We start from the raw sequence: 22,310 nt of genomic DNA on the forward strand, positions 1-22,310 counted from the left end.
TTAAAAAACCGTCACTGAACGAATTTCATATTACCGTCAGGCACTTTTTCATCGGATTTGACTAAAAAACCTGACAATTCGCTTCCTCCAGGAGATATAGATGGAAACCACTCAAACCAGCACCGTTGCTTCGATTGAATCCCGAAGTGGTTGGCGCAAAACGGATACCATGTGGATGCTTGGCCTTTACGGCACGGCAATCGGCGCTGGTGTACTGTTCCTTCCTATCAACGCAGGCGTCGGCGGTCTGATCCCGCTGATCATTATGGCTATCATTGCTTTCCCGATGACCTTCTTTGCACACCGCGGTCTGACCCGCTTCGTGCTGTCCGGTAAGAACCCGGGCGAAGACATCACTGAAGTTGTTGAAGAGCATTTCGGCGTTGGCGCAGGTAAACTGATTACCCTGCTCTACTTCTTCGCGATTTACCCGATTCTGCTGGTCTACAGCGTGGCGATCACCAACACCGTTGAAAGCTTCATGATGCACCAGCTGCACATGACGCCGCCTCCGCGTGCGATTCTGTCTCTGATCCTGATTGTGGGCATGATGACCATCGTGCGCTTCGGTGAGCAGATGATTGTGAAAGCAATGAGCGTACTGGTCTTCCCGTTCGTTATTGCTCTGATGGTGCTGGCTTGCTACCTGATCCCACAGTGGAACGGCGCAGCGCTGGAAACCCTGTCCCTGGGCAGCGCATCGGTAACCGGTAACGGCCTGCTGATGACCCTCTGGCTGGCGATTCCGGTAATGGTGTTCTCCTTCAACCACTCCCCAATCATCTCCTCTTTCGCTGTTGCGAAACGTGAAGAGTACGGTAATGGCGCAGAGAAGAAGTGCTCCAGCATCCTGGCACGCGCTCACATCATGATGGTACTGACCGTGATGTTCTTCGTCTTCAGCTGCGTACTGAGCCTCTCCCCGGTGGATCTGGCGGCAGCGAAAGAGCAGAACATCTCTATTCTGTCTTACCTGGCAAACCACTTTAACGCACCGGTCATTGCGTGGATGGCGCCTATCATCGCGATTATCGCCATCACCAAATCCTTCCTGGGCCACTACCTCGGCGCACGTGAAGGCTTCAACGGTATGGTGATTAAATCTCTGCGCGGTAAAGGCAAGAGCATTGAAATCAACAAGCTGAACAAAATCACTGCACTGTTTATGCTGCTCACCACCTGGGCGGTAGCAACGCTGAACCCAAGCATCCTGGGCATGATTGAAACCCTGGGCGGCCCGGTTATCGCGATGATTCTGTTCCTGATGCCGATGTACGCGATTCAGAAAGTCCCTGCTATGCGCAAGTACAGCGGTCATGTGAGCAACGTCTTTGTGGTTATCATGGGTCTTATCGCAATCTCTGCGATCTTCTACTCCCTGTACACCATGTTCTGATTATCACCCGCGCCGTCTTCGGACGGCGCACTCCTCCCTCTCTGACTGAAAGCAATGGACGCATCATGATTAGCGTATTCGATATCTTCAAAATCGGTATTGGTCCTTCCAGCTCTCACACCGTCGGACCAATGAAAGCCGGTAAGCAGTTCACGGATGACTTGATTGCACGCGGCATCTTGCATGACATTACCCGCGTGGTTGTCGATGTATACGGCTCGCTTTCCCTGACCGGGAAAGGCCACCATACCGATATCGCCATTATCATGGGCCTGGCGGGAAATCTGCCGGATACCGTTGATATTGATGCGATCCCTGGCTTCATCCAGGATGTGAACACCCACGGTCGCCTGCTGCTGGCGAACGGTGAGCATGAGGTTGAATTCCCGGTTGACCACTGCATGAATTTCCATGCGGACAACCTGTCGCTGCACGAAAACGGCATGCGCATTACCGCGCTGGCCGGCGACAAAGCGGTATACAGCCAGACGTATTACTCTATCGGCGGCGGTTTTATCGTCGACGAAGACCACTTTGGTCAAACCGATAACGCTTCTGTCGAGGTGCCGTATCCGTACAAAACGGCGGCGGATCTTCAGCGTCACTGCCAGGAGACGGGTCTTTCCCTCTCCGGCCTGATGATGAAAAACGAGCTGGCACTTCACAGCAAAGAAGAGCTCGAACAGCACTTCACTAACGTCTGGGAAGTGATGCGCGGCGGTATTGAGCGTGGGATCACCACCGAAGGCGTTCTGCCTGGCAAGCTTCGCGTGCCGCGTCGTGCTGCAGCGCTGCGCCGCATGCTGGTGAGCACCGACAAAACGACAACGGACCCGATGGCCGTCGTAGACTGGATCAACATGTTCGCACTGGCGGTAAACGAAGAGAACGCCGCAGGGGGCCGTGTGGTCACCGCGCCGACTAACGGTGCCTGCGGTATCGTTCCGGCGGTGCTGGCGTACTACGACAAGTTTATCCGTGAAGTGAACGCGAACTCACTGGCACGCTACCTGCTGGTCGCCAGTGCGATTGGTTCGCTGTATAAGATGAACGCGTCCATTTCCGGTGCGGAAGTGGGCTGTCAGGGTGAAGTCGGCGTGGCGTGCTCCATGGCGGCGGCGGGTCTGGCCGAACTGTTGGGTGCAAGCCCGACACAGGTGTGCATTGCTGCGGAAATCGGCATGGAACATAACCTGGGACTGACCTGTGACCCGGTTGCCGGGCAGGTACAGGTGCCGTGCATCGAACGTAACGCGATTGCCTCCGTGAAGGCGGTGAACGCGGCACGTATGGCGCTGCGCCGCACCAGCGAGCCGCGCGTCTGTCTCGATAAGGTTATCGAAACCATGTACGAAACCGGTAAAGATATGAACGCCAAATACCGTGAAACCTCTCGCGGCGGCCTGGCGATGAAGATCGTGACCTGCGATTAAGCCTCTCAGGAAGCCTCGTTTTGCGAGGCTTCTTCCTGTTTTCCCCACCATTCATAGTTTCACGCTGCTGACAGTGTTACCCTTCACGCATTAGATAGAAGGGAGATTATCTGTGGCCGTTCATTTACTTATCGTCGATGCTCTTAACCTGATCCGCCGTATCCATGCGGTACAGGGGACGCCTTGTAAAGACACCTGTCTGCACGCGCTGGAACAGCTTATCCGCCACAGTGAACCCACCCACGCGGTCGCGGTATTTGATGACGAAGCCCGCAACACGGGCTGGCGACACCAGCGTCTGCCGGACTACAAAGCCGGACGCGCACCGATGCCGGACGATCTTCACGCTGAATTGCCCATGCTGCGCGCTGCATTTGAACAGCGGGGCGTCCCCTGCTGGGGCGCACAGGGAAACGAAGCCGACGATCTCGCGGCCACCCTGGCCGTAAAGGTGGCAAGTGCCGGGCATCAGGCCACCATCGTTTCAACCGACAAAGGCTACTGCCAGCTGCTCTCGCCCACTATCCGCATTCGCGACTATTTTCAAAAACGCTGGCTGGACGCGCCGTTTATTGCCAGCGAGTTCGGCGTCTCACCTGAGCAACTGCCGGATTACTGGGGGCTGGCAGGCATCAGCAGTTCTAAGGTTCCGGGTGTCGCCGGTATTGGGCCGAAGAGCGCCGCACAGCTGCTGACCGATTTTCAGAGTCTGGAAGGGATTTACGCCCGTCTGGATGAGGTGCCAGAAAAGTGGCGCAAGAAGCTGGAGGCGCATAAAGAGATGGCGTTTATCTGCCGGGAAATCGCAACGCTACAGACGGATTTACAGCTGGACGGCAATTTACAGCAGCTGCGGTTAGAACGTTAAAGCGACTTTAGGGTTTTGTAGGCCCGGTAAGCGCAGCGCCACCGGGCAAAACAAAGCGCGCACTATCGCTCGTCGCGACGTCCGCCGACCGCAGCCCACCAGCGACGAATATGCACCGTCACCTCTTCACGGTCGTGATACAGCTGACGCGCCTGGATCTCCACGTTAATACCGTTTTCGTCCATCTGTTCCTGAATGTACGCCAGGTTCTGCGACACTTCCTCATAGCGCTTTTTCATCGGCAGCTTGAGGTTGAAAATGGTCTCACGACACCAGCCGTTCACCAGCCAGGAGGCCATCAGCGCGGCGACTTTTGCCGGCTTCTCAACCATATCGCACACCATCCACGAGATGTTGTTACGGTTCGGGCGATAGCGGAAACCGTCTTCACGCAGCCAGGTGACCTGTCCGGTGTCCATCAGGCTTTGCGCCATTGGACCGTTATCAACGGATGATACCCACATATTGCGTTTCACCAGCTGATAGGTCCAGCCGCCCGGGCACGCGCCAAGGTCGACGGCGTACATGCCGTTTGCCAGACGCTCATCCCACTCATCTGCCGGGATAAAGACGTGGAACGCCTCTTCCAGCTTGAGCGTGGAACGGCTTGGCGCATCGGACGGGAAGCGCAAACGCGGGATGCCCATAAAGAAGGGAGAGTTGTTTGTGGTGTACGAATAGCCTGTATAGCAGCAGCCCGGTGCGATAAAGAAGATATGCACCACCGGACGCTTCGGCGTTTCGTAGTTTGTCAGCACGCCCGCATCACGCAGCGCCGCACGCAGCGGCACGGTGAACTTACGGCAGAACTTCATCAGCTCTTTACTTTCGTTGGTATCCGCCACTTCGACGCGCAGATCACCCCCCTTCTCCACCACGCCCTGCAGCATGCCGACAATTGGCGTGATGCGGTCTTCCGGCGGAAGATCCTTCAGCAGCTCCCCCGCAACAAACATCTGGCGAGCGAAGATCAGCGAGCTGAACGGCAGCTCGCGTGCCAGCTTGTCTGCATCTTCAGGCTGATAGCACTCGAATATCACATAGCCCGCGTTTTCTTTTACGCGGGCAAAGCCGAAGACTTCGCGCTTCGCCGCTTTATCGGTAATTTCCGCGGCGCACTCTTTCTCAAACCCCGGGCGACAATATAAAACAACCTTATTCATGAACAACGCCCTTGCGTTTCAGACGGATAGCTCCGATAAACATTAATACCCAACCCGCCAGGAAGCTGAAGCCGCCGACAGGTGTAACGAACGCCCACAGGCGCAGATGTGAGAGCGCAAGGCAGTACAGGCTACCGCTGAACAACACGGTACCCAGCGCCATAAACACGCTGCTCCAGTAAAACCAGATACTGATGCGACGCTGCATCGCCACCGCCAGCCCAAAAATCGCCAACGTGTGGAACGCCTGATATTCAAGGCCGGTCTGGATCCAGCCCATCTCTACTGCGCCCAAAGACTTGCTTAATACATGTGCGCCAAAGGCGCCCAGTGCAACAAAAATAAAGCCACTCACCGCGGCAAAAATCAGCATGAATCGGCTGGTCATGTTTAAGTCCTGAATTGATGCGTGCCCGGCACACAAACGTTATTGCTCATACCTGAAGCGGAATTTTTCTTGCTCGGTTGCCGCTTTCGCCAGTATCCACTGCCGGAAGGCGGCTATTTTACCCAGTTCTGCCTGACTGTCATGACAAACCAGATAAAACGCATTCTTGCTGACCAGTACATCATTAAAAGGGCAAACCAGGCGGCCTGCCTCAATTTCGGACTGCGCCATGACGTTGTTCGCCAACGCCACGCCCTGCCCGTGAATGGCAGCCTGTAACACCATCGCACTGTGGCTAAAGATGGGTCCCTGCTGCACGTTTATATGTGTAAGACCTAATTGACGGGTATAAGTTTGCCAGTCGCGGCGAGAGGCATCATGCAAAAGCGTATGCTGAGCCAGGTCAGCGGGTGACTTCAGCGCCTTTTCACCTGTTAGCAGCAGGGGAGAACAGACCGGCAGGAGATATTCTGCGTATAATTTCTCAACACGCAAGCCCGGCCAGTTACCGCGACCATAAAAAATGGCGACATCCACGTCATCGGCCAGCTTGTCCTCCTGGCGATCTACCGCCTGGATTCGAACGTCGATCCCCGGATAAGCTGAGTTAAAGCTTGAGAGTCTGGGCACCAGCCAATGAATGGCAAAACTGGGCAATAAACTGACAGTCAGGGCACCTTTTGCACTGCGAGCCTGCAGCTTACGCGTCGCTTCCGTAAGCTGGGAAAAAATCTCTTTAATATCCTGAAAATAGCTCTGCCCCTCTTCGGTCAACAGCAACGAACGGTTGCGTCGACGAAACAGCTTAAGGCCCAGAAAATCCTCCAGAGACTTGATTTGGTGACTTACTGCGGCCTGTGTCACAAAAAGCTCATCTGCTGCGCGGGTAAAGCTCAGGTGACGTGCTGCTGCATCAAAAACACGTAATGCATTGAGGGGTGGCAATCGCTTTGACATGGTTATCTGGCTTAGATGTTAACGGATTTTAACAAACAGGAAACAACGTTTAACCTATTAGTTTTTTTTATCTGAGCCATTATAATTTGTCCGTTGAGGAACTACCAGCAAATACCTATAGTGGCGGCACTTCCTGAGCCGGAACGAAGAGCTTTTTTCGGAATGCGTGTTCTGAAGGGCTTTTGGCTTACGGTTGTGATGTTGTGTTGTTGTGTTTGCAATTGGTCTGCGATTCAGACCACGGTAGCAACGCTACCAATTTTTCACTTCCTGTACATTTACCCTGTCTGTCCATAGTGATTAATGTAGCACCGCCAATTTGCGGTGCTTTTTTTTCGCCTGCGATCCGTTAGTGCTCGATCTCTTTCATCTCTTTCACGTCCGTGCGGTTGATCTGCTGCTTGTTCCCGTTAGCATCTTTGTACGAAATCATCCCGGTATCATTATCGGTAGTCGGTTTCCCTTCCGAAACGATAGAACGACCATCGTTGGTGTGCATCACGTAGTTGTTACCAGAACACGCGCTCAGGGCAAAAGTAAACGCACAGGCAGAAATGATTGCAGCTGTCTTATTCATGATTATTCTCCTTTAGCAATTAATGCTATTCAAACCTCGATTTATAACAGGCTAAAACATCCGCCTAACACTATTTAGCATAACCTGCTTTTTTGAGGTCGTAAGGATAAGCAGACAATTCTGATAGATATCAACCTCCTTGCCCTGCCGCTGAAATTGCGCGACGATCGCTATATTGAAATGAGGAATCCCATGAACGCTTTCAGTCCTGCGCAGTTCCGCGCACAGTTTCCGGCCCTGGCCGATGCCGGTATTTACCTGGATAGCGCCGCCACCGCCCTTAAGCCACAGGCGGTGATTGAGGCCACGCAGCAGTTCTACAGCCTGAGCGCAGGGAACGTGCATCGCAGCCAGTTTGCCGAAGCGCAGCGATTAACCGCGCGCTACGAAGCCGCACGCGATCAGGTCGCGCGCCTGATCAATGCCGAAAGCGGGAAAAACATTGTCTGGACGCGCGGCACGACAGAGGCCATCAATATGGTGGCCCAGTGCTACGCGCGCCCGCTGCTTCAGCCGGGTGATGAGATCGTCGTCAGCGAAGCGGAACATCACGCCAACCTGGTGCCATGGCTGATGGTGGCCGAGCAAACGGGTGCACGCGTGGTAAAACTCCCACTGGGTGCAGACCTTCTGCCCGATGTGGCCCGTCTCCCCGAGCTGATTACTCCCCGCAGCCGCATTCTGGCGCTCGGACAAATGTCGAACGTCACGGGAGGTTGCCCGGATCTGGCTCAGGCCATTCGCATCGCCCATGCCAGCGGGATGGTGGTGATGGTCGACGGCGCTCAGGGCGTGGTGCACTTCCCCGCTGATGTGCAGGCGCTTGATATCGACTTCTATGCCTTCTCGGGACATAAGCTCTACGGGCCAACCGGCATAGGGGCGCTGTACGGCAAGCCAGAACAGCTGGCAAAAATGACGCCGTGGCTCGGTGGCGGCAAAATGATTACCGAAGTGTCGTTCGATGGCTTCAAAACGCAGGACGTTCCCTATCGTCTGGAAGCCGGTACGCCGAACGTAGCAGGGGTGATTGGCTTAAGCGCGGCGCTGGAGTGGCTGGCTGAAACAGACATTGTCCAGGCTGAAAGCTGGAGCCGGGGGCTGGCGACGCTGGCAGAGGAAGAACTCAAAAAGCGCCCGGGCTTCCGCTCGTTCCGCGTTCAGGGCTCCAGCCTGCTCGCCTTTGATTTTGCGGACGTTCATCATAGCGACATGGTGACGCTGCTGGCCGGGTACGGCATTGCCCTGCGTGCCGGACAGCACTGCGCCCAGCCGCTGCTGGCGGCGCTCGGCGTTAACGGTACGCTGCGCGCCTCGTTTGCGCCGTATAATACCCAAAGCGATGTCGACGCGCTGGTTGCCGCCGTTGACCGCGCCCTTGAAATACTGGTGGATTAATGACTAGCGCTGCATTAGCCGGACATCCGTTTGGCACGGTCATCACAGAAGAGACCTTAAAACAGACCTTCGCCCCGCTCCAGCAGTGGGAAGATAAATATCGACAGCTGATCCTGCTGGGTAAACAGCTCCCTGCGCTTTCAGACGATCTCAAAGCGCAGGCGAAAGAGATCGCAGGCTGTGAAAACCGCGTCTGGCTGGGCGTGAGCGTCTCCGGCGAGAAGCTGCACTTTTTTGGCGACAGCGAAGGCCGCATCGTCAGGGGCCTGCTGGCCGTATTGTTGACCGCTGTGGAAGGGAAAAGCGCGGCGGAATTGCTGGCACATTCGCCGCTGGCGCTATTTGATGAGCTTGGGCTGCGCGCGCAGCTCAGCGCCTCGCGCGGTCAGGGGCTGATCGCGCTCAGCGACGCGGTACTGGATGCCGCGCGTCAGGCTCAGGCCTGACGTTCCGCCTTTGCCATCATTTTCTTGAGGGCGTGAGACACCGCCACAAAGCCGAAGGAGGCGGTCACCATGGTGGCCGCACCAAACCCGGAGGCGCAATCCATTCGTTTTGGCCCTTCCGCCGTGCTTTTCATTGCGCAGACTGACCCATCCGCCTGCGGGTAGACCAGCGCTTCGGTCGAGAACACGCAGTCGACGCCCAGCTTGCCTTTGCTGTTCTTCACCACGTTAAAGTCGCTCTTCAGGCGTTCGCGCAGCTTGGCAGCCAGCGGATCCTGAATGGTTTTCGCCAGATCGGCCACCTGGATCTGCGTCGGATCGATTTGCCCGCCCGCGCCGCCCGTCGTGACCAGCGGCACCTTGTAGCGACGGCAGTATGCGATCAGCGCCGCTTTTGGCCGCACGCTGTCGATGGCGTCAATCACATAGCTGTAGCCTTTGCTCATGTACTCCGCGACGTTATCTGCCGTCACAAAGTCATCGATCACCGTCACGCGGCACTCCGGGTTGATCAAACGGATACGCTCCGCCATGACCTCGGATTTCGCCAGGCCGACGCTATCGCGCAGGGCGTGGATTTGACGGTTGGTGTTGGTGACGCAAACGTCATCCATGTCAATCAGCGTGATTGCGCCAATACCGGTTCTCGCCAGCGCTTCTGCCGCCCACGACCCCACACCACCAATGCCCACGACGCAGATGTGCGCATCCGCAAACAGCTGCAGGGCTTTTTCACCATATAAACGTGCCGTTCCGCCAAAACGCTGGCGCCAGGCGTCGCTGATTACCACAGACATAAAACCTCAGATGTAAAAAGGGTGAGGTTTTCCTCACCCTGAACAGTAATCCGTATTGCGCTCAGAATACCACAATCAGCCGCTGAATACGTTTCCAGCACCCGGTGCCGCCTTCAGTACCCACACGCGTCCGTAGTGGTTATACCAGCCCGCGCGATGGCCTGCGTCAGGGCCAATACCCTGGTAAATGTCGAAGTGCTGACCTTTAATCGCCCCGCCGACGTCCAGCGCCACCATCAGGCGCAGCTCATACTGGCCGTTGAACTTGCCGTTATGGTCCAGCAGAGGAACCTCAGCCAGTAGCGTGGTGCCTGCAGGAATAATCGAACGATCCGATGCTACCGACGCGCGGCCAATCAGCGGAACGGCACTCGCCCCTTTCACCGGAGCGAAGTTTTGCGGTTTGAAGAAGACGAACGACGGGTTCTGCTCCAGCAGCTCACGCACCTCGGCTTCGCTGTGTTTCTCGCCCCACTCGCGGATAGCCTGCATCGACATGTCTTCTTTCTTCACTTCGCCGCGGTCGATCAGCACCTTACCGATGCTGCGATAGGCGTGGCCGTTTTTACCGGAATAGCTGAAGAAGTTAAGCGGCGAACCGTCGCCAAAATCAATATAGCCGCTGCCCTGAACGTCCATGATGAAGTTATCCATCAGGGAGTTGCTGTAGGCCAGAACGTAGTTTTCGCTCAGCGCACCGGCATAGATCTCAGCACGAGACGGCAGACGACCGCGTTTTGGCGGCATACGGTAAATAGGATACTGGAACTCGCCCTGACGGGAGTGTCGCGCCTGGATAACCGGGGTGTAATAGCCGGTAAACTGAACGTTGCCGTAGTTATCGGCCCCTTCCATCTGCCAGGCATCGATACCAAACTGGCGCATGTTGCGCGTATCGCCACCTGCTTTCAGCCAATCCTGGACCGCGTTATACACGCTACTCTGGGTACCATACAGACGCGGCGACGCGTTGCGGATCTGGTAGACCTGCTCGGAGAAATCACCGGCATTAATCGGTGCGCCGACGGCATCAGGCTGATTAACTAAAGAGAAAGGCTGGGATAACTTCCCGTCTTTATACTGTTGACCGCGATCGGTCGGTTTGGAAGAACAGGCCGCAAGAATCGCTACCATTGCGCCCGCCATCAGATACTTCGCCCAACGTCCTTTCATTATATCTCGTCTTTAAGTTGCCCATTTCCGCGTGATGAAGATAACAAACCGCCAGGGCTAATGAAATGCGATCGCATGCCCTTTGGCAAATTTTGCGCAAAAAATAGTCCAAACAAAGCCATGTCGTTCAATTTGCATACAAAATCATGATTTATGTGAAAAAGGGGTTGCATCACAAACCTATCCGAGTATAGTGCGCATCCACGGACGCGGGGTGGAGCAGCCTGGTAGCTCGTCGGGCTCATAACCCGAAGGTCGTCGGTTCAAATCCGGCCCCCGCAACCAATTAAAATTTGATGAAGTATCTTCTACGACTGTAGAAAGACGGACGCGGGGTGGAGCAGCCTGGTAGCTCGTCGGGCTCATAACCCGAAGGTCGTCGGTTCAAATCCGGCCCCCGCAACCAATCAAATTTGAAGAAGTAAGTTTCTACACGAGTAGAAAGACGGACGCGGGGTGGAGCAGCCTGGTAGCTCGTCGGGCTCATAACCCGAAGGTCGTCGGTTCAAATCCGGCCCCCGCAACCAATACTTCTAAAAACAATAAACACCCTTAAGGGTGTTTTTTTGTATCTGTCGTTTGCGAATTTGCCGGGCGTTTACCCGGCTGAAAGATTTACCCGCGTCGCGCCAGCGTCGCCCCGTCAGAGAAATACGCCCGTATCCCCGCCAGAATCGACTCCGCCACTTCCTGCTGGAATTTTGCCGTCTTGAGCTTGCGCTCCTCTTCAACGTTACTGATAAACGCGGTTTCTACCAGAATGGACGGGATATCCGGTGCCTTGAGTACCGCAAACCCGGCCTGTTCAACGCTGTTTTTATGCAGCTTATTGATATTGCCCAGCTTGCCCAGCACCGCTTTACCAAACTTCAGGCTATCGTTAATGGTCAGCGACTGCACCATATCGAACATAGTGTGGTCGACGTAGCGGTCGCCGCTTTTGCTCACGCCACCAATCAGGTCAGAGGCGTTCTGGCTGTCAGCCAGGAATCTTGCTGCGGTACTGGTCGCGCCTTTGGTTGAGAGGGCAAACACCGACGAGCCGCTTGGCTGGCGGCTGGTAAAGGCATCCGCATGGATCGACACGAACAAATCGGCGCGCTGCTTCTGTGCTTTCGCTACCCGGACCTTCAGCGGAATAAAGACGTCTTCATTGCGCGTCATATAGGCGCGCATATTGCCTTCTTTATCAATCAACGCTTTCAGGCGACGGGCAATTTGCAGCACCACGTCTTTTTCACGCGTGCGGTATTTCCCCACCGCGCCGGAATCTTCGCCGCCGTGTCCTGGATCGAGCATGATCACAATCGGACGATCGCGCCCTGCTTTCCCCGGCTGCGGACCGCTTTGCGCAGGTGGAACCTGACGCTGCAAATCGCCCTTGTTGTAATCCTCCAGCAGGGCAAGAAGCGGATCCTGAATATCCGTCGCATTGGCCGGGTAGAGATCCATCACCAGGCGCTCTTTGAAGGTCGCAACGGGCGCCAGGGCAAACAGCTGCGGCTTAACGTTCTGCTTCAGCTCAAACACCATGCGTACGGTTTGCGGATCAAACTGCCCGACGCGCGCCGATTTAATAAACGGATCGTCGCCGCGGATCTGCGCCGCCATCCCTTTCAGCACGGAGTTGAGGTTAACGCCTTCGAGATCCACCACCACGCGTTCAGGGTTGCTGAGGGCAAATTGCTTATATTTCAGCACGCGGTTGGATTCGACCGTCACGCGCGTATAGGTCGACGACGGCCAGACGCGCACCGCCACCACCTGACTCGTGGCGGCAAGACCGACCTGACTGACGCTAAGCAACCACATTGCCCCGGCCCCTTTTAACAAACGGCGGCGGCTTATTGCTGAATTGGATCCCGACATGCTTCTCCCGAGCAAGAACACTGACTGATATACAAAATGTCCAAATTGACCGAAAACTTTAACGAATGACGCATAAACTGTCATCTATAAAAGGGTAAACAATCATACGCTAACGCACGGATTACTTACCAATTTCTGTGGGTCGCGGAAAATTTGCGCTTGCACACGCGGCCACAATCGAATAAAAATACAGAAATTACGAATAAACATTCATTAAGGGTTGTGCCATGGTGAAGGAACGTAGAACCGAACTGGTCCAGGGATTCCGCCATTCTGTTCCCTATATCAACGCCCATCGGGGAAAAACGTTTGTCATCATGCTTGGCGGCGAAGCCATTGAGCATGAAAATTTTTCCAGCATCGTCAATGACATTGGCCTGCTGCACAGCCTCGGGATCCGCCTGGTGGTGGTGTATGGCGCGCGTCCGCAGATCGACGCCAACCTGGCCGCTCACCACCACGAGCCGATTTACCACAAGCATACCCGCGTTACCGATGCCAAAACCCTTGAGCTGGTGAAACAGGCGGCGGGTCTGCTGCAGCTGGATATTACCGCGCGTCTCTCCATGAGCCTGAACAATACGCCGCTGCAGGGGGCGCATATCAACGTCGTGAGCGGAAACTTTATCATTGCCCAGCCGCTCGGCGTGGACGATGGCGTGGATTACTGCCACAGCGGCCGCATTCGTCGTATTGATGAAGAAGCTATTCATCGCCAGCTGGACAGCGGAGCCATCGTGCTGATGGGCCCGGTCGCCGTTTCCGTGACCGGCGAAAGCTTTAACCTGACGTCCGAAGAGATTGCCACGCAGCTGGCGATCAAGCTGAAGGCGGAAAAAATGATTGGGTTCTGCTCTTCCCAGGGCGTCGTGAATGATGAAGGAACAATCGTACCGGAACTCTTCCCGAACGAAGCTCAGGCTCGCGTAGAGGCGCTGGAAGCCGAAGGCGATTACCACTCTGGCACCGTTCGCTTCCTGCGCGGCGCCGTGAAGGCGTGCCGCAGCGGCGTGCGCCGCAGCCACCTGATCAGCTATCAGGAAGACGGGGCCCTGCTGCAGGAGCTGTTCTCCCGCGACGGTATTGGTACACAGATTGTGATGGAGAGTGCAGAGCAGATCCGCCGCGCCACCATCAACGACATCGGTGGCATTCTGGAGCTGATCCGCCCGCTGGAACAGCAGGGTATTCTGGTGCGTCGCTCACGCGAACAGCTGGAGATGGAGATCGACAAATTCACCATTATTCAGCGCGATAACCTGACCATTGCCTGCGCCGCGCTCTATCCGTTCCCGGAAGAGAAGATCGGTGAAATGGCCTGCGTGGCGGTGCATCCTGATTACCGCAGCTCTTCACGCGGCGAAATGCTGCTTGAGCGCGTGGCGGTACAGGCGCGCCAGATGGGGCTAAGCAAGCTGTTCGTCCTGACGACGCGCAGCATTCACTGGTTCCAGGAGCGCGGATTCACGCCGGTGGATATCGATTCTCTGCCGGAAACGAAGAAAGAGATGTACAACTATCAGCGTCGTTCAAAAGTGCTGATGGCCGATCTGGGATGATACGACGCCCTCACCGTCCGGCGAGGGCTTTCGTTCAGAGGGACTCAAATATCGCGCTCAGCCCGCTTCGGCGTTCCGTTCGGGTGGCGATCGCCTGCACCAGCACCCGTTCATCGGCATACAGCGACAGGCGCTGACGCGCGCGCGTAATGGCGGTATAGATCAGCTCGCGGGTAATGACGGGTGAAAGCTGCGTGGGCAGGATCAGCGCCGCATGGTTAAACTCGGAGCCCTGGGATTTATGCACCGTCATCGCCCAGGCGGTTTCATGCTCGGGCAAACGGCTGGGCTGGAAAGACTTCACGCTCCCGTCCGGCATCTGGAACCAGACGCGCAGGCCCTGGCCGCAGTCGAGCGCAATCCCGATATCCCCGTTAAACAACCCTAGCGCGCTGTCGTTACGGGAGATCATCACCGGTCGCCCTTCATACCATCGGGAGTGCGGGGTACGGTTAATTTTGCGTTTTTGCGCCAGCAGCTGTTCCAGCCTGTCGTTAAGACCCCGGACACCAAAGGGGCCTTCCCTCAGCGCACAGAGCAGCTGATACTCGCCAAACGCGGCAATGACCTGCTCCGGCGTACTTTGCTGTTGTACGCCCGTCAGAAAGCGCTGGTACCCCTGCAGGGCGTCATCAAGCATCGCCTGATACTCTTCCCCGCTTTGCAGCGATTTTTTCTCAATATCCGTAAAGGTTCCGTCAAATACCGCCGTGGTGGTGCGCCGGTCGCCCCGGTTCACCGCTGCCGCAAGCTGGCCGATGCCGGAGTCGCTGCCGAAACGGTAGCTTTTTTGCAGCAGACACAGGCTGTCGCGCAGCGCCCCTGCAAGCGAATGGTTTTCAGAGATGAGCAAACATCCGGTGAGACGGGCCAGCTCCTGAGCGCGCTCAGCGGTATATCCCAGGCTGGCATACGTGCAGATATCCCCCAATACGGCCCCGGCCTCAACGGAGGCAAGCTGGTCGCGATCGCCGAGGAAAATAACCCGCGCGTGCGGCGGGAGCGCATCAATCAAACGTGACATCATCGTCAGGTCAATCATCGACGCTTCATCCACCACCAGAACATCAAGGTGCAGCGGGTTACCGGCATGATAGCGCAGACGCTGGCTACCCGGCTGTGCGCCAAGCAAACGGTGCAGCGTGCTGGCTTCGTTGGGGAAAAGCGCAAGCTGATCCCCGGTTAGCGGCAGTTTTTGCACCGCGCCGCCTAACGATTCCGTCAGACGTGCCGCCGCTTTACCGGTGGGGGCCGCCAGGCGAATACGGCACTTTTGCTCACCCGATAGCTGAATCAGCGCAGCAAGCAGTTTTGCCACTGTGGTCGTTTTCCCGGTGCCCGGGCCGCCAGAAATCACCGAGATCCGTCGCGTTAAGGCCACGGCTGACGCCACTTTCTGCCAGTCTGTCGCGTCGTCGGAGGTAAACAGCGTATCCAGCGTTTGCCGGAGCTTTGCTTCATCGCAGGGAAGCGGGGCGTTGGTCTCACTGAAAAAGCGCGCAACCGTCAGTTCGTTACGCCAAAGCCGGTTAAGATACAACCGCTCGCCGACAAGGATCATCGGCGTCCCGGTATCGGCTCCGCTCACGGCAGGCGAGCCGAGTAAAATTTCCTGCCAGTCCACTGCGTCACCCAGCAGCGCGAAACACGCCTGTAAAGCCGGAGGCATCTTCTCATCCACCGCCAGACGCGACAGCGGCAGACACACGTGCCCCTCTCCCGCGTCTTTGCTCAGAATGGCGGCGGCAAGCATGACGGCAGGCTCCTCACCTGCCACCATCATGGCGAACTGCACATCCAGGTGGCGCAGCAATCGTTGTTCAACCGCGTCCAGCAGTAGCGCCTGCATCGTCATGCCACCTCCTCCGTGCTTGCAGCAAACAGGTTATCCATTTTTTCAATCAGTTCCGCAGCCGGACGCGTACTAAAGACGCCGGAACGCGGGTCGTTAGCATCCACTCCGCGCAGGAACAGGTAAATTACGCCGCCAAAATGCGCGTCGTAGCGGTAATCGGCCATGCGATGACGCAGGTAACGGTGCAGCGCCAGGGTGTAAAGCTGGTACTGCAGATCGTAGCGATGCATTTGCATGGCAGAGGCCATCGCGTCTTGCGTGTAGGCTTCGCTGCTTTCACCCAGCCAGTTCGATTTGTAATCCAGCAGGTAGTAGCGCCCTTCGTGGCGGAAAACCAGGTCGATAAAGCCTTTGAGCATCCCCTGCACCTGGCGGAAGTTCAGCGGCGGGCACCCGGAAGATAACGGATCGTGCTCGCGGATCAGCGCATCAAGCGCCTCGGCTCTGAGCGGGCTGGCGATGGGGAGATAAAACTCCATCTCCACCTGCTTATCTTTGGCGGTCAACTGGCTCAGCGAGATCCCCTGCGTCGTAAGCGGCGCGTGCAGTACAGCGCGGATCCAGTCGGTGAGAACCGGCTGCCACTGCGCGTCGTAGCCGCCACTCTGTAACATCTTCAGCACCCACTCTTCGGAAACCGGCTGGGTAAAATCCAGCTCTTCAAACAGGCTGTGCAAAAACGTGCCCGGCGAGGCGCCGCGCGGGAACTGGTGCGGCGTAAGCACCGGCTCAACGGGTACGCTCCCGGCTCCTGCGGCATCCACGTCCAGTTTTGGCATCAGATCCTGCGCAATACTCTGCCCGTGCTGCTGTAAACCGGAGTAGCTGGTGACGCGCCAGTCGTCGGCAATGGTACGCACAACCTGGCGGGCATGGAGCGCTGACTCACGCAGCTCCGGCATCTGCCAGCGGCTCGTGTCGGGCTGCGACGGAATATGCAGGGCAACATGCTCTGTGCAAAGCGATTCGATGCACTGGCGCAGGCCCGCCGCGTCTTTGGGTTCGCCGTGCTGAATAAGCCGCCCCAGCGCGCTCAGATGAAAATCGCTCTCCCCGGTCTTTTCGCCACGGCGACGGAACAGAGGCGCAACGCCCAGGCTGCAGTGCCAGATCGAACGGGTCAGCGCTACGTAGAGCAGGCGCAGGTCTTCCGCCAGACGCTCGGCCTCAGCCAGCTCAATGCTGGACTCCGCGTTGCTGAGATCGAGCACCGCCTCAAAAGACTCGCGATCGTGGTAAAAGGCCTGATCCTGCACGCGGTAATTGGCAATAAACGGCAGCCAGACCAGCGGATATTCCAGGCCTTTCGATTTGTGAATGGTGACGATCTGCACCAGATGTTTATCGCTCTCAAGGCGCATCTGCTGGCTGGACGAATTGCTGTTCGGGTCGGCAATCTGCTGCGCCAGCCAGCGCACGAGGGCGTGCTCGCTCTCCAGCTGCGTACCCGCCTCCTGCAGCAGCTCGCTGATGTGCAAAATATCGGTTAAACGGCGCTCGCCGCCCGCTGTCGCCAGCATATTCTCCGCAATGTGGCGCTGAGCCATGAGCTCGCGCACCATCGCCATGACCCCGCGCTTCTGCCATTTTTCGCGGTAGCGAACAAACTCTTCCACCACGGCATCCCACGCGGCTTCGTCATTGTTGAGCGCATCAATGTCACGCGCATTCAGCCCGAGCATTGCGCTGGCCAGTGCGCTGCGCAGCGTGCTTTCCCGCTCCGGGGCCAGCACGGCCTGCAGCAGCCACAGCATCTCCTGCGCTTCCAGCGTTTCAAAGACGCTGTCGCGGTTGGAGAGGTAGACGGAGGGGATATTCAGTAGCGTCAGGGCGTCGCGGATGAGCGCGGCCTCCTGACGGCTGCGCACCAGTACCGTAATATCGGACGCCTTTACGGGGGCAGATTTATCCCCTTTCCACAGCAGCGCTTCACCGCGCGCGCCAGCACTGAGCCAGTCACGGATTTGCGCAGCACAGTGCTGGGCCATGGCATTTTGATAGTCGGCAACGCCGCAGCCTTCCCCGTCCAGCAGCCAGAAGTTCATGGCAGGCTGCGTCGCGCCGTTGAACTCGAAGCGCAACGAGGCATTTTTCTCGGCGAATTTTACCGGCTGAAACGGTATCTCCCGGAACATAAACGCCGTATCCATACGGCTGAAGAGCGCGTTGACGCTTTCCACCATGCCTGGAGAGGAGCGCCAGTTGGTGTCGAGCGTGTAGTGCGCGTCAACCTCGCTGCGGGCTTTCATGTAGGTGAAAATATCCGCACCGCGGAAGGCGTAAATGGCCTGTTTCGGATCGCCGATTAACAACAGCGCGGTGCCGGGCTTCTGGCGCCAGATACGGCGGAAAATGCGGTATTGCTGAGGGTCGGTATCCTGAAATTCGTCAATCATCGCCACCGGGAAACGGGTGCGAATCGCGGCGGCAAGCGCTTCGCCGTTCTCACTGCACAGTGCCGCATCGAGGCGGCTCAGCATATCGTCGAACCCCAGCTCACCCCGGCGGCGTTTTTCACGCGCGACGGCTTCGCGAATTTCGGTCATGGCGCGAGTGATTATCAGATCGTTGAGCGTTAAGGGCTCAGCCAGCAGGGTTTCAATCGCCACAAACAGGGGATGCTCAGGCACAATGCCGTCGGCTTTGGTCCGCTCAACCAGGAAACGTCGGGAAAATTTTTCCAGCGCGTCCGGGAGCTGATAGCCTCGCGTCTCTTCCTGCGCCCAGGCGCCGATCTTGTCGATCCATTTCCCCTGATTGCCACGGTTAAACTTGCGTCGGTCAATCCCGGAATTTTCGATGATTGCGTCAATCTCGCCAACGGACTCAATCCATTTTTGCTTGATGTCGGCAATTTTCGCGATGATTTTTTCATGCCGTGAGGCCAGGGTCTCATCCGCAGGCGGCGGGGATTTGATGACCGGCGCTTCCCCCTGCAGATAACGATCGATAGCGCGCAGCAGCGCCTCCGGGCCCTTCCACAACGCGTGTACCGCTTCGGCGATATCGCGCTGTAAGGGGTAACAGTGGCGACGCCAGAAATCCGCGCAGGCCTGATAGCGAAGCACGGATTCATCTTCAATAAGCTGCTGTTCAAACAGCATGCCGGATTCAAACGCATTCAGGCTGAGCATGCGCTGGCAAAAACCGTGAATGGTGAAGACGGACGCTTCATCCATCTGCCGTTCGGCGAGGAGCAGCCACTGGGCTGCCTGTTGCTTATCGGCAATCTCTTCCAGAAGGCTCGCGTAGAGAGGGTTATCCGTGCTCTGACGCAGACAGGCGATGCGCAGCTCGTGGATATTGGTACGAATACGGCCCCGCAGCTCAGCGGTGGCAGCCTCGGTGAAGGTCACCACCAGCAGCTCTTCCACGCTCAAAGGGCGTGGAAAAGCTGCGTTGCCGCCAAGCCCCAGCAGCAGACGCAGATAGAGGGCGGCAATGGTGAAGGTTTTTCCCGTTCCCGCTGAGGCTTCAATCAATCGTTCACCCTGCAGAGGTAAACGTAAGGGATCAAGGGACTCAGCGGTATCGGTCATTCTTTCTTACTCCAGGGCATAGATTGCTGCAGCGCGCTGACGCTCTTCCAGACTTTCCAACCTTTCGGGTTCACGTACTCCGTTTTCCCGTTCTGGCTACCGGAAACCTGTGACAGAATGGTCATACCCTGCGGCTTAATGACCGCCTGATGGAAGAAGTCGGCAACCTTCTGCGGCGTCAGCTGTTTTATCTCGGCCACTACTTTATCACGCGAATCAAATTTCAGATTACCGCGATCGAAATCTTTGCTCAGCTGCGAGGCTTCTTCACCCAGCGTCTGCGGCGGCTGCATCACCTGCGCGATGACGGCCTGCTGGATCTGAGCAAACTCTTCCGGCTTCATGGCGCGCAGTTTTGCTTCCACCTGCGGGAAGAAGGCCTGGTAACGCTGCCAGAGATACGCTGGCTGTTTATCGCTGCTTTGCAGCAGGAAACCCAGACCCCACTGTCGGCCTACGTTAATGGAGAAGGCAAACACCGCGTAGCCAAGCTGCTCCTCTGTGCGTAACTGGTTATAGAACCACGGCTGAATAATTTGCCCCAGCACGGCACTCTGCGCTGAGCTGGCGAATTCATCATAGCCCGTTGGCACAAATACCGCGGCCAGCGCGGAATCCGTGCTGTTACCCGCCTTTTCAAAAATCACGTTCTGTTTTTTCTCAACCAGCACGTCCTGGTTGCGGCACCACTCGTCGCCTTTCGAGCCGAGCTGAGTGCGCACATTCTCCGCCAGGGTTTTGGCCTGATCCTCACTCATGTTGCCGACGATCAGGAATTCCGGACGCGTGTTGGTTTTCAGCGCGTCACGGTAAGCCAGCACGTCTTTTAAGGTGATCGAAGGCAACAGCGCGCGGCGGTCTTCTCGCTGGAAATAAGGAACTTGCGACAGCATTTGCGCTGGCATAAGCGCCAGATCGTAGGCTTTACCCTTCTCCGCAGAATCCATCATCTGCGCATACCACGATTTGGCCTGCTCAAGCTGCTCTTCCGTCGGCGTGTAGCTGAAATACCCTTCCAGCAGCGCCTGGAACAGCTGAGGCAAACGCTGGGTATAGCCGTTTGCATTGAGCATCAAACCGTTGTTGGCGTTGGTGGAGAAGCTGATCCCACCCACGGCCGCCTGATTGCTAAGCTGATCGAGCGCAATTCCGGCGAGATAGTCATTGAGCGCGAACATCACCTGATTTTTGGCGCTGTTCATCGCTTTCGGGTTACGCAGCACCACGCTGACATCGGCCTTTGGCTCGCTTGCGAAATAGCGGCTGGGGGTATACACCACGCGCAGCGTCGGCTCATCAATGATAAGCGCCGGGTGCGGGTAATCTTGAGTCGTTTTGGTCAGCGAGAAGTCATCCGGAATATAGGGGTTCAGCTCCGGCAGCTTCAACGCAATCTCTCCGGCCTTCTTCTGCCAGTCGGCGAAGGTCTGCGCGCTGATTTTATCCACCTGATAGGGGGCATCGACAAAATACGCCGTCTTGTTATGCGGTTCGTTCGGGCTGATGTACCAGATGCGGGCATTCTCCGGCGTCATCATCGCCAGGCGGGATTTTACCGCCTCGGCGTCATACCGGTCGGCAATATTCACCGCGTCGAGGGTGTGTTCCACCGGCACGCGGATCATGGTATCCGCCAGCCACTCAACGTAATCCATGTCGCGGGTAATGGACGGGTAACGGAAATCGAGATCCAGCACGTGGGCGAGTTCATCAAAATAGCGCTTATCGACGCCTTTCTCACGCAGCAAAGAGAGGTAGCTGAAGATCGCCGCTACCACTTCATCACGGTTTGCCAGCCCTTTGTCGGTCAGGGTGGCGGAGATCGCCAGCACGCCGCTATTGCCGTTCACAACGGGATCGGAATCGGCGCGAATACCTTCCACCAGCCCCTGTTTTTGCAGCCAGTCAGAAAGCGTGCCCGGGCTACGGTTACCTATCAGGTAGGTCACCAGCTCATCGGTTTTACTGCGAAACTGTGCGGTGTTGTTATCGATGCGGAATTCCACGCGCAGCACTTTGCGCGGCAGCGCCGGCACGTAGTGGATAACGATCCCTTTTTGCGCGTCCGTGACCACCGGTACGTCTATCTGCGGCAGGTCGATATTTTTATTCGGCACCCGGCCAAACGTTTTAGCCGCCATGCCTGCAAGTTCTGGCAACGGTTTATTGCTGTAGATGACCGCTTTCATCAGGTTGGCAGAGTAGTATTTATCGCGAAACGCGTGCAGGGCATCAAGCACCGGGCTGTTCGGTTTGTCGCTTAACGTCTCCAGGTTACCGCCGGAGAAACGCGAACCCGGGTGCGCAGGGTTGATGGTTTCAGCGCTGACCTGGGCCATGCGCATACCGTCTCGCGTGCGGGCCATGGTCAGCTCGGCATTCACCGCATTGCGTTCACGATCGGCATATTTTTTATCCAGCAAGGGGGCGGCGATAGAATCAGCAAGGCGATCGACCGCGCCTTCCAGCGCATCATTTTCGACTTCGAGATAAAAGGCCGTGCGGTACGGTGCCGTGCTGGCATTGTGGCTGCCGCCATGCATTTTCAGAAATTCGGACAGGCTATCTGGCTGCGGGTATTTTTTTGACCCCATCAGCGTCATATGTTCCAGATAGTGTGCAAGCCCAGGATGAGCGTCAGGATCTTCCAGCGATCCAACCGGCACCACCAATGCCGAGAGGGATTTCACCGCCTGCGGATCGGAAACCAGCAGTACGGTCATGCCGTTATCAAGACGAATAGCCTGATATTGACGGGTATCTTTTTCGCTTTTACGAATAGTTTCCTGAACGGGTTGCCAACCGGAGTCTGCCTGAGTGACAGGTGCCCAGAGGGCGACAAACAAAACAAACGCTTTAAACAAGGTGCTGCCTGGCATTACGACCTCTTTA

General features: G+C 56.7%; 16 protein-coding genes and 3 tRNA genes. 9 read left to right on the top strand and 10 right to left on the bottom strand.

Annotated features, from left to right (window positions below; genetic code table 11):
- The first annotated feature begins 100 nt into the window (after nt 1–100).
- From KIF87_RS10270 to xni, 3 genes are all read left to right on the top strand, one after another.
- A complete protein-coding gene (locus KIF87_RS10270; protein WP_213328663.1) occupies nt 101–1,396 on the top strand; it encodes an HAAAP family serine/threonine permease in 1,296 nt (431 codons plus the stop codon).
- Between the two features lie 65 nt (nt 1,397–1,461).
- On the top strand, nt 1,462–2,829 hold the full coding sequence (sdaB, locus tag KIF87_RS10275; RefSeq protein ID WP_023333255.1) for an L-serine ammonia-lyase II: 1,368 nt from the start codon (nt 1,462–1,464) through the stop codon (nt 2,827–2,829).
- 112 nt (nt 2,830–2,941) lie between these two features.
- A complete protein-coding gene (xni, locus tag KIF87_RS10280) occupies nt 2,942–3,697 on the top strand; it encodes a flap endonuclease Xni (RefSeq protein ID WP_021241892.1) in 756 nt (251 codons plus the stop codon).
- Between the two features lie 62 nt (nt 3,698–3,759).
- Here xni and rlmM read toward each other — a convergent pair whose 3' ends face one another.
- The 4 genes from rlmM to KIF87_RS10300 all read right to left on the bottom strand — a co-directional run bounded on the left by rlmM (nt 3,760) and on the right by KIF87_RS10300 (nt 6,782).
- Entirely contained in the window at nt 3,760–4,860 is a 1,101-nt protein-coding gene (gene rlmM, locus KIF87_RS10285; RefSeq protein WP_213328664.1) for a 23S rRNA (cytidine(2498)-2'-O)-methyltransferase RlmM, read from the bottom strand.
- The gene (locus tag KIF87_RS10290) at nt 4,853–5,248 is read right to left on the bottom strand and encodes a DUF423 domain-containing protein (RefSeq protein WP_023309031.1); all 396 of its coding nucleotides are present in this window, start codon (nt 5,246–5,248) and stop codon (nt 4,853–4,855) included. Before KIF87_RS10290 ends, rlmM begins: the two co-directional genes overlap by 8 nt.
- A 39-nt stretch (nt 5,249–5,287) precedes the next feature.
- A complete protein-coding gene (gene gcvA, locus KIF87_RS10295) occupies nt 5,288–6,205 on the bottom strand; it encodes a glycine cleavage system transcriptional regulator GcvA (RefSeq protein WP_023309032.1) in 918 nt (305 codons plus the stop codon).
- Nucleotides 6,206–6,554: 349 nt separating this feature from the next.
- On the bottom strand, nt 6,555–6,782 hold the full coding sequence (locus KIF87_RS10300) for a YgdI/YgdR family lipoprotein (protein ID WP_008499648.1): 228 nt from the start codon (nt 6,780–6,782) through the stop codon (nt 6,555–6,557).
- Between the two features lie 192 nt (nt 6,783–6,974).
- On the opposite strand from KIF87_RS10300, the gene csdA reads away from it, so the two are divergent.
- Together csdA and csdE are read left to right on the top strand one after the other, a co-directional pair.
- On the top strand, nt 6,975–8,180 hold the full coding sequence (gene csdA / locus KIF87_RS10305) for a cysteine desulfurase CsdA (RefSeq protein WP_213328665.1): 1,206 nt from the start codon (nt 6,975–6,977) through the stop codon (nt 8,178–8,180).
- Nucleotides 8,180–8,626, top strand: coding sequence for a cysteine desulfurase sulfur acceptor subunit CsdE (gene csdE / locus KIF87_RS10310; protein ID WP_023333259.1), 447 nt, complete (start codon nt 8,180–8,182; stop codon nt 8,624–8,626). The genes csdA and csdE overlap by 1 nt, the downstream gene beginning before the upstream one ends.
- Here csdE and tcdA read toward each other — a convergent pair.
- Nucleotides 8,617–9,423, bottom strand: a complete 807-nt coding sequence (gene tcdA / locus KIF87_RS10315; RefSeq protein WP_213328666.1) for a tRNA cyclic N6-threonylcarbamoyladenosine(37) synthase TcdA — start codon at nt 9,421–9,423, stop codon at nt 8,617–8,619. The two genes, csdE and tcdA, sit on opposite strands and share 10 nt — an antisense overlap.
- A 75-nt stretch (nt 9,424–9,498) precedes the next feature.
- Nucleotides 9,499–10,596 (bottom strand): murein transglycosylase A, encoded by a 1,098-nt coding sequence (mltA, locus tag KIF87_RS10320; protein WP_213328667.1) that lies wholly within the window; start codon nt 10,594–10,596, stop codon nt 9,499–9,501.
- A gap of 208 nt (nt 10,597–10,804) precedes the next feature.
- Here mltA and KIF87_RS10325 point away from each other — a divergent pair.
- From KIF87_RS10325 to KIF87_RS10335, 3 genes are all read left to right on the top strand, one after another.
- Nucleotides 10,805–10,881 (top strand) — tRNA-Met (locus tag KIF87_RS10325).
- A gap of 44 nt (nt 10,882–10,925) precedes the next feature.
- Nucleotides 10,926–11,002: transfer RNA gene (locus KIF87_RS10330), tRNA-Met, on the top strand.
- A gap of 44 nt (nt 11,003–11,046) precedes the next feature.
- Nucleotides 11,047–11,123: transfer RNA gene (locus tag KIF87_RS10335), tRNA-Met, on the top strand.
- 88 nt (nt 11,124–11,211) lie between these two features.
- On the opposite strand, the gene amiC is transcribed toward KIF87_RS10335, so the two are convergent.
- Nucleotides 11,212–12,465: an N-acetylmuramoyl-L-alanine amidase AmiC gene (gene amiC / locus KIF87_RS10340; RefSeq protein WP_134348866.1), complete on the bottom strand. Its 1,254-nt coding sequence runs from the start codon at nt 12,463–12,465 to the stop codon at nt 11,212–11,214.
- A gap of 227 nt (nt 12,466–12,692) precedes the next feature.
- Between amiC and argA the strand changes: the two genes are divergently transcribed.
- Nucleotides 12,693–14,024 carry an amino-acid N-acetyltransferase gene (gene argA / locus KIF87_RS10345; RefSeq protein ID WP_063144705.1) on the top strand — a complete coding sequence of 444 codons (1,332 nt, stop codon included), beginning with the start codon at nt 12,693–12,695 and terminating at the stop codon, nt 14,022–14,024.
- Nucleotides 14,025–14,058: 34 nt separating this feature from the next.
- Here argA and recD read toward each other — a convergent pair whose 3' ends face one another.
- From recD to ptrA, 3 genes are read right to left on the bottom strand one after another with little or no spacing between them, the layout of a single operon-like run.
- Nucleotides 14,059–15,879: an exodeoxyribonuclease V subunit alpha gene (recD, locus tag KIF87_RS10350; RefSeq protein WP_213328668.1), complete on the bottom strand. Its 1,821-nt coding sequence runs from the start codon at nt 15,877–15,879 to the stop codon at nt 14,059–14,061.
- Nucleotides 15,876–19,418, bottom strand: a complete 3,543-nt coding sequence (gene recB, locus KIF87_RS10355; protein ID WP_213328669.1) for an exodeoxyribonuclease V subunit beta — start codon at nt 19,416–19,418, stop codon at nt 15,876–15,878. The genes recD and recB overlap by 4 nt, the downstream gene beginning before the upstream one ends.
- A complete protein-coding gene (gene ptrA, locus KIF87_RS10360) occupies nt 19,415–22,297 on the bottom strand; it encodes a pitrilysin (protein ID WP_213328670.1) in 2,883 nt (960 codons plus the stop codon). Before ptrA ends, recB begins: the two co-directional genes overlap by 4 nt.
- Between the last annotated feature and the right edge of the window lie 13 nt (nt 22,298–22,310).

This window comes from Enterobacter sp. 120016, from assembly GCF_018383635.1.
In the GTDB taxonomy this organism is placed as follows: domain Bacteria; phylum Pseudomonadota; class Gammaproteobacteria; order Enterobacterales; family Enterobacteriaceae; genus Enterobacter; species Enterobacter asburiae_D.